Below are 13670 nucleotides of genomic sequence, written 5' to 3' on the forward strand. Positions count from 1 at the left end.
TGTCCGCGTACACCGGGGGAAGCGCGACCGAACCGCGGCGGCCGACCCACCCCGCGACCAGCCGGATCAGACGGAAGCCGGTTCCCGGGAGTCGGCGGACGAGGAACGCCGGGCGAGGCGGTTGCGGCGGTAGCCGTAGCCGAAGTAGATCAGCACGCCGAGCAGCATCCACGCGGCGAACCGCAGCCAGGTCTCCACCGACAGGTTCAGCATCAGGTAGAAGCAGGCCAGCGCCGACACGATCGGCAGCACGGGGGAGAACGGCACCCGGAACGGCCGGTCCAGGTCCGGGCGCTTGCGGCGCAGGATCGGCACCGCGACCGAGACCAGCACGAACGCCGCGAGCGCGCCGATGCTGACCAGGTCGGCCAGGGCCGACAGCGGCAGGAAGCCCGCGAGCAGCGCGACCGCCACCGTCATGACGGCCGAGATCCGGTACGGGGTGCCCCAGCGCGGGTGCACCTTCGCGATCGACGGCGGGATCAGCCCGTCGCGGCTGATGGCGAAGCCGATCCGGCCCATGGCCACCAGGTCGACCAGGATCACGCTGGTCAGGCCGGCGACGGCGGCGATGGAGACGAGGATGCCGGCCCACTCGGCGCCGACCGCGTTGAAGGCCGCCGCGATCGGGGCGCCCCGGTCGATCTCGGTGTACGGCACCATGCCCACCACGACCAGCGAGACGCCGATGTACAGCACCGTGGAGATCAGCAGCGTGCCGAGCAGGCCGAGGGTGAGGTCCCGGCGGGGCCGCTTCGTCTCCTCGCCGAGGTTGGCCACCGCCTCGAAGCCGGTGTACGCGAAGAAGACCACCGCGGCGGCGCTGAGCACGCCCACGAAGCCGAACACCGAGGGCTCCAGGCCGAAGAGTGCCTGGGTGACGGGCTGCTTGATGCCGTCCTCGCTGCCGTCGGCGGGCTTCGCCGACGGGATGAACGGGGTGAGGTTGGCGGCCTTCACGAAGAACAGGCCGGCGACCACGATGAAGACGCAGATGGCGACCTTGACCAGCACCAGCAGGTTGGTCACCCGGGCCGACTCGCGGATGCCGACGATCGCCACGACGCCGAGCAGCAGCACGATGCCGATCGCGCCGACGTTGACGACGCTGCCCTCCTCGCCGAACCAGGCGGTGGGCAGGCCGACGAGTTCGGCCAGGTAGCCGGACCAGCCGCGCGCCACCACCGCCGCGCCGAGGGCGAACTCCAGCAGCAGGTCCCAGCCGATGATCCAGGCGACGATCTCACCCATGGTCGCGTACGCGTAGGTGTAGGCGCTGCCGGCGGCCGGCACGCTCGACGCCAGCTCGGCGTAGCAGAGGGCGGCGAGCAGGGCGACCAGGCCGGCGATGGCGAACGAGATCACCACGCCGGGCCCCGCGCTGTCGCGGGCCTCGATGCCCGTGAGCGTGAAGATGCCGGTGCCGATCACGATGCCGATGCCGAAGCCGGTGAGGTCGCGGGCGCCGAGCCGGCGCTTCAGGCCGGGCCCGCCGTCGTCGCCGTCGGCCTCGCTCTGCGCGATCACGTCTCCGATCGGTTTGGTACGCAGCACGGACACCGTGGTCACCCCTCCCACCGTCCGGACCACCCTGGTGGCGGCCGGTGACCGGCGATGCTACCCAAGGCGGACCCCCCTCAACCCCCACGTCTCGGGTCATTCAGGCCACCACCAGGCGTGTGCGCCCCGCCACGGCGCGTCCCGTGAGCCCGGCCACAAGGGGGAGCCGGCATCGACGGACGGATCGATCCCGTCCAGACTCTTGCGCAGAGCACGTGAGGTGTGAAAATTTCCTACCAGCGGCAGATTTTGAACGGCGAATCTTGCCGTCTGTGCCGCGACGAACCCCTGACACGGGAGCCCCAACGAAGGGACACACCGCATGAAGGCAACTCGGCTCGGAGCCGCCGGGCTGGCCGCCGCACTGCTCGGCGCGCTCGTCGCCGCCACCCCGGCGAGCGCGGCGCCCGACGCGGCGGCCAGCGCCGCCTCCACCACCTCCTGCGTCACCGACCCGGCCACACCGAAGCGGCAGTTCCGGGCCATGTGGATCTCCTCGGTCGTCAACATCGACTGGCCGAGCAAGGCGTCCCAGACCTCGCCGGACCGCGTCGCCACGCAGCAGGCCGAGTACCGCCAGCTGCTCGACCTCGCCGAGCGGCTCAACCACAACGCCGTGGTCGTCCAGATCCGGCCGACCGCCGACGCGTTCTGGCCGTCGCCCCACGAGCCCTGGTCGGAGTACCTGACCGGGGTCCGCGGCGAGAACCCGGGCTGGGACCCGCTGAAGTTCGTGGTCGAGGAGGCGCACAAGCGCAACCTGGAGTTCCACGCCTGGTTCAACCCGTACCGCGTCTCCATGCCCGCCCCGGGCGGCGCCGGCGCCGACATCAACCAGCTCGCGCCGAACCACCCGGTCCGCGAGCACCCCGAGTGGACCTTCGCCTACCCGCCGGCCGGCGTCGCCGGCAGCCGGCTCTACTACAACCCCGGCATCCCGGAGGTCCGCGAGTTCGTGCAGACCGCGATGATGGACGCGGTCAAGCGGTACGACGTCGACGGCGTGCACTTCGACGACTACTTCTACCCCTACCCGAGCGGCACCCACCAGGTGCCCGACGACGCCACCTTCGCGGCGCACAACCGGGGCTTCGCCAACAAGGCCGACTGGCGGCGGGACAACATCAACCTGCTGATCCAGGAGATGAACGCCAAGATCAAGGCCGAGAAGCCGTGGGTGAAGTTCGGCGTCAGCCCGTTCGGCATCTGGCGCAACCAGTCGGCCGACCCGCTGGGCTCGGACACCACCGGCAGCCAGTCGTACGACATCATCTCCGCCGACACCCGCAAGTGGGTCAAGGAGGAGTGGATCGACTACATCGTGCCGCAGCTCTACTGGTACATGGGCCAGTACCCGGCCGCCGACTACACCCGGCTGGTGCCGTGGTGGGCGGACGTGGTCAAGGGCACCCGGGTGCAGCTCTACATCGGGCAGGCCGACTACAAGAGCGGTGACCCCGCCTACGGCTCGTTCTGGATGAACCCGCAGGAGTTGTCCAACCACCTGACGCTGAACCGGCAGTACCCGGAGGTCCTGGGCAACGTCCACTTCTCGGCCGTGCAGGTGCGGGCCAACCGGCTCGGCGCGACCGACATCTACGCCGCCGAGCACTACTCCCGCCCGGCGCTGATCCCGACCATGCCGCACCTGCCGAAGAAGCCGCTGCTCATGCCGGTGGTCACCAAGGCCGCGCGGCAATCCGACGGGGTACGCCTGAACTGGCTCCAGCCGGCGGACGGCGTGGGCCCGCTCGGCACCGCCACGTCGTACGCGGTCTACCGCTTCGACGGGGTCGGCCTGGCCGGCCGGTGCGACTTCGCCGACGCGGCGCACCTCGTCGACACGGTCCGCGCCGACGCGGGCACCCGGACGCAGTCCTGGGTGGACACCACCGCCGAGGCCGGCAAGCGGTACACCTACTACGTGACCGCGCTCGACCGGCTGGCGAACGAGAGCCCGGCCAGCCCGCCGGCGTTCGTCCGCTGACGTCCCACCGGATGCCCCGGGTGCCCCTGGCACCCGGGGCATTCGTCTGTTTCGACGCCTGTCACCAAATGTCGGCGGGCACCGCATCCCCCGGAACCATCCATGATCGACACTGTTCGGCACTCCGGTGACCCGCCGGTAACCCCCGTCTCGCCCGCCAATCCCCCCGCGGAGGTACCCGTGCCCAGACGCCTCACCACCCTGCTCGCCTCGGCCGCGCTCACGATGCTCTTCGTCTTCGGGGTCTCCTCCCCCGCCGCCGCCGTCACGACCTCGCAGAAGCTGTCCGTCCTCTCCAGCTGGACGCAGACGAGCGCCACCAGCTACAACTCCTGGAACTCCGGCCGGCTCAACCAGGGCGCCTGGGCCTCGTACGGATTCAACTGGTCGACCGACTACTGCTCGTCCAGCCCGGACAACCCGCTCGGCTTCAAGTTCAGCCTCTCCTGCTACCGGCACGACTTCGGCTACCGCAACTACAAGGCGATGAGCCGGTTCTCGGCCAACAAGGCCCGCCTCGACAGTGCCTTCTACGCCGACCTCAAGCGGGTCTGCGCCACGTACAACGCCGCCGTGCGGCCCGCCTGCACCAGCCTCGCCTGGACGTACTACCAGGCCGTCAGCGCCTTTGGCTCCGTCGCCGCCGTACAGCAGGCCGACATCGACCGCGCCGCCCGGATGAAGGCCGACGCCGAGCGCCGCGCCGGCCTGAGCTGACCGACCCGCACCGCCCAGGGGTTCGCGTCCCCGGCCCACCCGGGCGACGCGGACCCCGACCGGCGGGCCGCAGGGCCCACCGTCAGGCGTGGCCGGTGTGGTGACGTCGACGGTCCGGGGCGACGTGCTGACGGGGAGCCACGCGGGCGGGACCGGCGCCGAACCTCGCCGAGCCCACCGCCAGGTCCGGATGCTCGACCGCGAGGGCCAGCGCCGCCGCCTCCTCCAGCCCCAGCTCGGTGCCCTCGCCGTACGCGCCGTCGAAGGTCGCGTCACCCAACTCCCGGCGCAACTCCCCCTGCCGCTGCGCCCAGTAGCCGCCGTAGATGCCCGGGGCGCAGCGCATGCTCGCCCGGGTCGCCCCCGCCGCGCCGAACAGGCGGGCCGCCGTCAACCCGTCACCGCCGGCCGCGCAGCGCACCGCCATCGCGTTCAGCGTGTCGCAGGCCCGACCGTGGAAGCCGTGACTCATCCGCGACCGCAGCGCCACCTGGAGGTGCTCGTGCGCGGCGACCAGGTCCCCGCGCGCCAGGGCGACCATCCCGAGCAGCATGTCGACCGAGCGCCGCCCGCGCTCCACCGGGCGCGCCGCCTCCACCGGGCGGGCCGCGCCCAGCAGCTCCGCCGCCTCGTCCAGGGCGCCCCGCCGCCAGAGCAGCTCGGCCAGGCTGAACACCCCGAAGAGCGCGTCGCCGAGCACCTCCTGGCCGGACGCCCAGTCGATCACCTCACGGCAGATCCGCTCCGCCTCCGCGAACTGTCCCATGTCGACCAGCGGGGCCGCCCGCCCGGCGAGCACCCGGGCCAGCAGGCCGGCGTCGCCCGCCTGCCGGGCCGCCGCCTCCGCCCGCTGGGAGTAGCGCAGCTCCTCGCCGAACTCGCCGTCCGCGCCGGCGTGCAGCGAGTGCATGTGGTACGCCGCCGCCAGCTCGGCCTCCGGGATCCGCTCCCCCGTCTCGGCGATGCGCCCGTACAGCCGGAACAGCCAGAGCCGCCCCTCCCGGGCCAGGCCCCGCTCCCGCCACCACTGGTCGAGGCCCCCGGCCAGCCGCAGGCCGGCCCGGGCACTGCCGCCGGTGGCGCACCAGCGCAACGCGGCGCGCAACTCGCCGGCGAGCGGGTCGAGGGCGTAGAGCGACAGGGTCACCGGCCGCCCGTCCGGCCCCAGGTGGGCGCGTTCCAGCGCGTGCGTCGACCACGCCACGTGCCGGTTGCGGGCCGACCGCTCCTCCCCCGCCTCCACCAGCCGCCGCGCCGCGTACGCCCGGATCGGGTCGAGCATCCGGTAGGTGCTGCCCGAGGCGTGCGGCTCGGCCAGCACCATCGACTTGTCGACGAGCACCGAGAGCGGATCCAGCGGGTCGTCGCCGAGCAGCCACTCCACCGTCGCCAGGTCGACCGGGCCGGCGAAGACCGCCAGCCAGCGCAGCAGCCGGGCGGCGCGCGGCCCCAACGTGCGGTACGACCAGGTGACCGTGGCCTGCATGGTCAGGTGCCGTTCGGTGGCGGAACGCTGCACCGCCCGGACGGCCGGGCTGGGCGGCACCATCCCCACGGCCGCCGCCACCAGGTCCACCGTCTCCTGCCGGTCGCCCGGCCGGTCCGGCTCCACCGGGGGATCCGGGTCCTCCCGGCCCGCGTCCAGCGTGCCCAGCACGTCGTCGAGGCGCTCGGCGAGCTGCCCCACGGAGAGCACCCGCAGCCGGGCGGCGGCCAGCTCTATGGCGAGCGGCAGCCCGTCCAGCCGCCGCACCACCCGCCGCAGGTCGGCCGACTCGCCCGGGTCCGGCGGCCGGCCGCCCCGGGCCGCCGCCGTCCGGTCCAGCAGCAGCGCGACCGCGTCGCTCTCCGCCCCGTCCGCCGACGGGTCGACCGACAGTGACGGGATCCGCCAGACCACCTCGCCCGGCAGGCCGAACGACTCCCGGCTGGTGGCGAGCACCCGGACGCCCACCCCGCCGGCGAGCAGCCGGGAGATCACGTCGGCCGAGGCGGCCGGCTGGGCGTCGCAGGTGTCCAGCAGGACGAGCATCCGGCGCGCGGCCGCGTACTCCACCAGCGTGTCGACCATCGGGCGGCCCGGCTCGGGACGCAGACCGAGCACGGCGGCGACCTCGAACGCCACCAGACCCGGGTCGGTGACCGCGGCGACGTCGACGAACCAGACACCGTCCGGATGGGACTCCACCAGGTCGACGGCGAGCTCCACGGCCAGCCTCGTCTTGCCCGCACCGCCCGCGCCGAGAACGGTGACCAGCCGGTGCGCCTCCACCAGCCGCCTCAGCTCGGCCCGCTCGGCGTGCCGACCGACGAACGAGGTGACCGGGGTCGGCAGGTTGTGCGCGGTCGCGTCGGCGGTGCGGGGCCGCGGGAAGTGCCGCTCCAGGCCGGGCGCGACCAGTTGGAAGAGCCGCTCCCGGTCGTCGAAGCCGCGCAGCCGGTGCAGGCCGAGGTCGAACAGGGACGCGTCGGGCGGCAGCGGCTCCGCGTGCCGCGCCGTCGCCGCCGAGCAGAGCACCTGCCCGCCGTGGGCGGCGGCGGCGACCCGGGCCGCGCGGTGCACCTCCGGGCTGACGTACTCGCCGTCGCGCGGCTCCGCCCAGCCGGTGTGCAGCCCCATCCGGACCCGGGGCACGGCGTCGGCGGTGGGCCACTCGTGGCTGGCCAGCGCCCGCTGCGCGGTCAGGCAGGCGGTCAGCGCGGCGGTCGCGTCGTCGAAGGCGAGGAAGAACGAGTCCCCCTCGGTCAGCAGCTCCGCGCCCTCGGTCGCGGCGATCGTGCGGCGCAGCAGGCGGCGGTGCTCCCGCAGCACCGGGCGGTAGTCCGGGCCGAGCAGCTGGGCCAGCCGGGTGGAGCCCTCGATGTCGGTGAAGACGAAGGTCACCAACCCGCTCGGGAGATGGATCCGTGGCGACATGGTGGAACCTCCGCCCGTGACGTCGGACTCATGCTGCCTGATACCGGACCATCACGCATCGTGAGAACGGTCGGGCCCGACCCGACTACGGACCCACCGGTCAGCAGCCGCAGCCACCGCCGCAACAACCCCCACCGGCCGGTGCCGGCGCGCCACCGGCCGCACCGCCGCCGCCCCGGCCGGTGACCGCGACGGTGGAGAGGAGCTTGACCGTGTCGGCGTGCCCCTGCGGGCAGGACGCCGGCTCAGCGGCCTGCGCCATCGGACGGTTGACCTCGAAGGTGTCGCCGCAGGCGCGGCAACGGAACTCGTACCGGGGCATGGCACCAGGGTACGACCGGTCCTGACGTACGGGGGGACATGGGTGATACTCAACTTGTGGCGGACGGCGAGGACAGGACGACCCTTCGGCCCCTGCGGCCGGCGGCACCGATCGACGGGCCGCTCGCGGGCTCCGGCGCCGCGCCCGAACCCGCGACGCGGTTGCCGCGTCCCCGCCGCCCCTGGCTGAGGTCCACGGCCGCCGGCGACACGAAGCCGGCCGCCGACACCAGGCCGGCGACCGAGCCCACCACCGAGGCGAAGCCGGCCACCGACACCAAGCCGGCCACCGAGCCCACCGCCGACACGAAACCGGCGGAGGAGGCGAAGCCGGCCGAGAGCGCGAAGCCGGCCGAGAGCGCGAAGCCGGCCGAGAGCGCGAAGCCGGCCGACGGCGCGAAGCCGGCCGACGGCGCGAAGCCGGCCGACGGCGCGAAGGCGGTCACCGAGACCAGGCCAGCCACCGAGCCCACCGCCGAGGCGAAGCCGGGCGAGAAGGCGAAGCCGGGCGACGGGCCGGCCGACGACAAGAAGGCGGTCACGGCCGGGAAGCCGGGCGACAGCGCCGGCACGGCCGCGAAGCCGGGTGACGGGACCGCCCCGGGCACGACGGCCGGCGGCGCGGCCGGGGCCCTGACGACCGGGCCCGGGGCGACTACCGGTGACGACGCCGGTGCGGCGTCGGCCACGGGTGGCCTCGCGGAGACGAGAGTCGACGTGCCCGCCACGAAACCGGCCACCGGGCCCCGGCGCCGCCGGGTGCAGTTCGCGCACGCCGTACGCCGGCCGCCGCACCGCGTCGCGATGACCGCCGCCCGCGCCACCCGCGACTGGTCGCGGCGGCCCAGCGGCCGACTCACCCTGCCCGGCGTGTTCCTGCTCGCCCTGGTCGCGGCGACGGCCGCGGCGGGCGCGCTCCTGGTGCCCGCGACGGCCCGGGGGCCCCGTCCGGTCGCGGTCGACACCACCTCCGTCGCGCCGACCGCCGCTCCGCAGGCGCCGCTGCCCGGCGGGACCCCACTACCCGGCGGGACGGTGCTGCCCGGCGGGACGGTGCTGCCCGGCGGCACGCCGCTGCCCGGCGGGACGGTGCTGCCCGGCGGGACCACCGGCCGGCCGTCGGACGCGCTCGCCGGCTGGGCCGCCGAGGTCGGGCCGAAGGTCGGCATCTCGCCGGTGGCCATGCAGGCGTACGGCTACGCCGAGGTGGTGCTCGCTCAGACCAACCGCAGTTGCGGGTTGAGCTGGACCACCCTCGCCGCCATCGGGTTCGTCGAGTCGGGGCACGGCCAGGCCAACAACGCCCGGCTCGGCCAGGACGGCAAGGCGCTGCCCGAGATCATCGGCCTGCCGCTGGACGGCAACGGCGGCCGGATGCGCATCCCCGACACCGACCGCGGTGTGATGGACAAGGACCCGGTCCTCGACCGGGCGGTCGGGCCGATGCAGTTCATCCCGACGACCTGGCAGGAGATCGGGGCCGACGCCGACAACGACGGTGTGAAGGACCCGCACGACCTGGACGACGCCGCCCTCGCCGCCGGCAACTACCTCTGCAAGGGCGGCCGGAACCTGACCATCCCCGCCGACTGGTGGAACGCGATCCTGTCCTACAACGACGTCCGCCGGTACGCCCAGGACGTCTACGACACCGCCAACCGGTACGGACAGGCGAGCCGCACGTGAAGTGATCGTCCGCATACATTGGAGAACTGGACACTTCCCCCCGGCAGCGGTTAGCGGCAAGCTAGACGGGTGATGGTGCGCGAGTGGGACCCCAGGAACGCGTCGTCCGCCGAGATCGCGTCGCTGCTGGACACGCTGAACGCGGTTCTGGCGGCCGATCTGCCGCAGGATCCGCCGTGGCGGGAGAGTTCCATGCGGGAATACCTCGCCGAGGTGATGCCCGGCGAGCGGCGGATCTCCTGGGTCGCCCAGGCTGAGCCGGCGGCCGACGGCAGCCCGGGGGCGATCCTGGGCCACGTGCACGTGCTGCTGCTCGGCGACATCGGGGTGCTGGAGGTGCTGGTGCACCCGTCGGAGCGGCGCACCGGCCTCGGGCGGGACCTCGTCCTGACCGCCGCCCGGCGGGTCTACCAGGAGGGCTTCCAGTCGATCGGGGTGGAGGTGGTCGGCGACACGCCGGCCGTCGCCTTCTACGAGTCGCTCGGCTTCTCGAAGGAATACGTCGAGACCCGCAGCGTGCTGGACCTGTCCGGGGTGGACTGGGCCGAGCTGTCCGAGATGGCCACCGGCATCAGCGCGGGCTACCACCTCCAGTTCCACCCCGGCGGCCCGCCGGACGAGCTGATCGAGGCGTACGCGCGGGCCAAGGCCGAGGTGCGCGACGTCGAGGACGGCGAGCTGCGCCCCAGCTCCTACGACCCGCAGCGGCTGCGGGACAGTCTGGACTGCCTGCACCGGCGGGGCATGAAGCCCTACATCGTGCTCGCCCTGCACGAGCAGACCGGGGAGGTGGCGGGGCTGACCGAGGTGGTCGTGCCGGTCCAGCATCCCACCCGCGCCGACCAGTACGACACCATCGTCGTGCAGGACCACCGGGGCTACGGCATCGACCGGGCGATCAAGGCCAGGATGCTGATGGAGCTGCGCTCGGCGGAGGCGGAGCTGACCGAGGTGCAGACCTGGAACGCGCAGGCCAACGAGGCCATGCTCAAGGTCAACGCCGAGTTGGGCTACCGCCCGGACCGCGAATGGTGCGAATACAGCATCGACGTGGCCGAGCTGGTGCACCGCCTCGACGCCGGACGCTGACCGGAACGTTCACGAATCCGTCCGCTGGGGGATGGACGGCGGTCAGCACCGACCCTTAACGTGCGTTAGTTCCCCGTCCACCCATCGTGGAGGCCTCATGCGCCCGCGCCGCACTCTTGCCGCGCTCGCGACCGCCACCGCCGCCGTGACCGTCGCGGCTGTCGGCGTCGCACCCACCGCGGCCAGCGCCGCGCCCACCGACCTCTTCATCTCCGAGTACGTCGAAGGCTCGTCGAACAACAAGGCGATCGAGCTGTTCAATGGCACCGGCGCCGCCGTCGACCTGGCCGCCGGCGGCTACCAGCTCCAGTTGCACTTCAACGGCTCCACCACGCCGACGAACCTGGCGCTGACCGGCACCGTCGCGGCCGGTGACGCCTTCGTCCTCGCCGCCGCCTCGGCCGCCCCGGGCATCCTGGACCGGGCCGACCAGACCACGAGCGCCAGCCTGTTCAACGGCGACGACGCCATCGTGCTGCGTCGGGGCGGCACCGTGCTCGACTCGATCGGCCAGGTCGGCGTCGACCCGGGCACCGAGTGGGGCACGGGTGTCACCAGCACCGCCGACAACACGCTGCGTCGGTCGGCCGCCGTGACCTCCGGCGACACCGACCCCTCCGACGCGTTCGACCCGGCCGCGCAGTGGGCCGGCTTCCCCGTCGACACGTTCGACGGCCTCGGCACGCACGCCGTCGACGGCGGCGGCCCGGTCGACGCGCCCGCCACGCTCACCTGCGGCCCGACGCTGGTGACCTCCGCCGGCACGGCGACGACCCGGGAGGTCACCGCCACCGACGCGGACGACCGGATCGTCGACCTGGCGGTCACCTCGGTCAGCCCGACCCCGGCCACCGGCTCCGTCAGCCGCTCGGCGGTCACCCCGGCCGACGCGGTCGGCGACACCGCCCGGGCCACGGTCGGCGCGAGCGCCGACCTGGCCGCCGGGGCGTACGCCGTGGTGCTGACCTCCACCGACGCGGACGGCGACACCGCCACCTGCACCCTGGCGGTGCAGGTCACCCGGGAGCTGACCGTCGGCGAGGTGCAGGGCCCGACCACCGACGGCGAGTCCGGCCCCGCCGACCGGTCGCCGCTCGCGCCGGCCACGGGCAACGGGACCAGCAGCACGCTGTACGACGTACGCGGCGTGATCACCCAGCTCACCCTGGCACGCGACTCGGGTGGCCGGGACCAGCGCGGCTTCTTCCTGCAGAGCCGGTCGGACGCCACCGACGGCGACCCGACCAGCTCGGACGGCATCTTCGTCTTCATGGGCTCGTTCACCTCGTTGATCGGCGGCTACGTGCCGACGGTCGGCGACGAGGTGGTGCTGCGCGCCCGGGTCTCCGAGTACTTCAACTTCACCCAGCTCTCCGGCGCGTCGCTGGTCCGCCGGATCGCCTCCGGGGTGGACGTGAACGCCGAGGTCGAGGTGACCGACGCGGTGCCGCCGGTCGAGGTGGCCGCGGCGCAGCGCTTCTTCGAGCGGCACGAGGGCGCCCGGCTGCGGGTGCGGGCCGGCAGCGGCGCGGTGAGTGGGCGGAACGTCTTCGCCTCCACCGCCGACGCCGAGATCTTCGTGATCGACCGGGACGACCCGCTGCTCGACCGCGCCGACGCGTACGCCCGCCGGGTGTTCCGGGACGCGCACCCGCTCGACAACGACCCGACCCGCCGCTTCGACGACGGCAACGGGCAGCGGATCCTGCTCGGCAGCATGGGCGTGAAGGGCAGCACGGGTGACAGCGCCGCGCTGCTCCCGCCCGCGCGTACCTTCGACACGCTGACCGCCGACGCGGTCGGCGGGCTCTACTACTCCTTCGAGAAGTACGGCGTGCAGGTCGAGGCGGCCGCGTTCACCGGCGGGGCCGACCCGTCGAAGAACAACCCGCCGAAGCCGGCCAACCGCTCGGAGGAGGTCGCGGTCGCGACCTACAACGTCGAGAACCTGTACGACTACCGCGACGACCCGTTCGACGGCTGCGACTTCGCCGGCAACGCCGGCTGCACCGGGGTGCGCCCACCGTTCGACTACGTCCCGGGCAGCGAGCAGGAGTACCGCGACCAGCTCGCCGCGCTGGCCGACCAGATCACCACCGACCTGCACTCCCCGGACCTGATCCTGGTGCAGGAGGCCGAGGACCAGGACATCTGCTCGGTCTCCGGCGGCGCGCTGGTCTGCGGCAGCACGGACAACGCCGACGGCGCGCCGGACAGCCTCCAGGACCTGGCGCTGGCCATCGCCGCCGCCGGTGGCCCGGCCTACCAGGCCGCGTACGACCGGACCGGCGCGGACGCCCGGGGCATCACCGCGGCGTTCCTGTTCCGCACCGACCGGGTGTCGCTGGCGGCTCCCACCGCCGCAGACCCGCTGCTGGGCTCGGCGCCGACCGTCGAGTACCGGGGGGCGGGCCTGCCGGGCAACGCGGACGTGCAGAACCCGAAGGCGCTCAACGCGGTGCTGCCCGCCGACGTGGACACCTCCACCGGCAAGGACGGAAACAACGTCTTCACCCGCGCCCCGCAGCTCGGCAAGTTCACCGTCGCGGCCGCCCCCGGCTCCGCCGAGCGGTACACGCTGTGGGCGGCGAGCAACCACTACTCGTCGGGGCCGGACAGCCGGGTCGGGCAGCGCCGGGAGCAGGCCGCGTACGGGGCCGCGATCGTCACCGCCATCGAGGCGTCGGACCCGCACGCGCGGGTGGTCTACGGCGGGGACCTCAACGTCTTCCCCCGCCCCGACGACCCGATCGCCACGGCGGTCGACCCCACCCCGTCGGACCAGCTCGGGCCGCTGTACGAGGCCGGCATGCGCAACCTGTGGGACGACCTGCTCGCCGACGCGCCGTCGTCCGCCTACTCGTACAGCTTCGAGGGGCAGGCGCAGACGCTGGACCACCTGTTCGTGAACGGCGCGCTGCACCGGGACCTGGTGCAGATGCGGGCCGCGCACGTCAACGCCGACTGGCCGGCCGACCACGCGGCCGACGGCAGCCGGGGCTCCAGCGACCACGACCCGCAGGTGGCCCGCTTCCGCTCCCGGGCGTCGTTGAGCGTCAGCGACGCGTCGGTGGTCGAGGGCGACCGGGGCAGCCGGCCGCTGACCTACACGGTCACCGTGTCGCGCCCGCTGTCCCAGCCGGTGCTGCTCTGCGCCGCCACCTACGGCACCACGGCCCAGGCCGGCGCCGACTACGACCCGTACGTCGGCTGCAAGGTCCTGGCCCCCGGGCAGACCTCGCTGGCGTTTCCGGTGGCCGTGCGCGGTGACCGGAAGCGGGAGGCGGACGAGAAGCTGAACCTGGTGGTGGCCGGGGTGCCGGGCCTGCGCCTGGCGGACCCGCTCGCCGTGGGCACCATCACCGACGACGACTGACGTCACACCGGAGCCCG

At 73.7% G+C, this 13670-nt stretch carries 8 protein-coding genes; 5 read left to right on the forward strand and 3 right to left on the reverse strand.

Features of this window, described 5'->3' with window-relative positions; translation table 11 throughout:
- Positions 1-66: 66 nt before the first annotated feature.
- Positions 67-1560: an amino acid permease gene (locus ACFHW0_RS12985; protein ID WP_416607718.1), complete on the reverse strand. Its 1494-nt coding sequence runs from the start codon at positions 1558-1560 to the stop codon at positions 67-69.
- 322 nt (positions 1561-1882) lie between these two features.
- Between ACFHW0_RS12985 and ACFHW0_RS12990 the strand changes: the two genes are divergently transcribed.
- Both ACFHW0_RS12990 and ACFHW0_RS12995 read left to right on the forward strand, forming a co-directional pair.
- Positions 1883-3547: a glycoside hydrolase family 10 protein gene (locus tag ACFHW0_RS12990; protein ID WP_416607540.1), complete on the forward strand. Its 1665-nt coding sequence runs from the start codon at positions 1883-1885 to the stop codon at positions 3545-3547.
- Between the two features lie 180 nt (positions 3548-3727).
- The gene (locus tag ACFHW0_RS12995; protein ID WP_416607541.1) at positions 3728-4264 is read left to right on the forward strand and encodes a phospholipase; all 537 of its coding nucleotides are present in this window, start codon (positions 3728-3730) and stop codon (positions 4262-4264) included.
- An 82-nt stretch (positions 4265-4346) separates the two neighbouring features.
- Here the strand turns inward: ACFHW0_RS12995 and ACFHW0_RS13000 are convergent, their stop codons facing one another.
- On the reverse strand, positions 4347-7181 hold the full coding sequence (locus ACFHW0_RS13000) for an ATP-binding protein (RefSeq protein ID WP_416607542.1): 2835 nt from the start codon (positions 7179-7181) through the stop codon (positions 4347-4349).
- A 100-nt stretch (positions 7182-7281) separates the two neighbouring features.
- On the reverse strand, positions 7282-7503 hold the full coding sequence (locus ACFHW0_RS13005; RefSeq protein ID WP_121399970.1) for an FmdB family zinc ribbon protein: 222 nt from the start codon (positions 7501-7503) through the stop codon (positions 7282-7284).
- 56 nt (positions 7504-7559) lie between these two features.
- Here ACFHW0_RS13005 and ACFHW0_RS13010 point away from each other — a divergent pair, with 56 nt between their 5' ends.
- From ACFHW0_RS13010 to ACFHW0_RS13020, 3 genes are all read left to right on the forward strand, one after another.
- Positions 7560-9188, forward strand: coding sequence for a lytic murein transglycosylase (locus ACFHW0_RS13010; RefSeq protein ID WP_416607543.1), 1629 nt, complete (start codon positions 7560-7562; stop codon positions 9186-9188).
- A gap of 72 nt (positions 9189-9260) precedes the next feature.
- Entirely contained in the window at positions 9261-10277 is a 1017-nt protein-coding gene (locus ACFHW0_RS13015) for a GNAT family N-acetyltransferase (protein ID WP_416607719.1), read from the forward strand.
- Positions 10278-10374: 97 nt separating this feature from the next.
- Complete coding sequence (locus ACFHW0_RS13020; protein WP_416607544.1) at positions 10375-13653, forward strand: lamin tail domain-containing protein; 3279 nt, start codon at positions 10375-10377, stop codon at positions 13651-13653.
- Positions 13654-13670: the final 17 nt, after the last annotated feature.

The organism is Micromonospora sp. LOL_025, assembly GCF_048060285.1.
Lineage (GTDB): Bacteria > Actinomycetota > Actinomycetes > Mycobacteriales > Micromonosporaceae > Micromonospora.

Bases quoted from the DNA above. Each gene is read 5' to 3' on its own strand.
- ACFHW0_RS13000 (WP_416607542.1), bottom strand. From the start codon at position 7,181: ATGTCGCCACGGATCCATCTCCCGAGCGGGTTGGTGACCTTCGTCTTC.
- ACFHW0_RS13015 (WP_416607719.1), top strand. From the start codon at position 9,261: ATGGTGCGCGAGTGGGACCCCAGGAACGCGTCGTCCGCCGAGATCGCG.
- ACFHW0_RS13020 (WP_416607544.1), top strand. From the start codon at position 10,375: ATGCGCCCGCGCCGCACTCTTGCCGCGCTCGCGACCGCCACCGCCGCC.
- ACFHW0_RS13005 (WP_121399970.1), bottom strand. From the start codon at position 7,503: ATGCCCCGGTACGAGTTCCGTTGCCGCGCCTGCGGCGACACCTTCGAG.
- ACFHW0_RS12990 (WP_416607540.1), top strand. From the start codon at position 1,883: ATGAAGGCAACTCGGCTCGGAGCCGCCGGGCTGGCCGCCGCACTGCTC.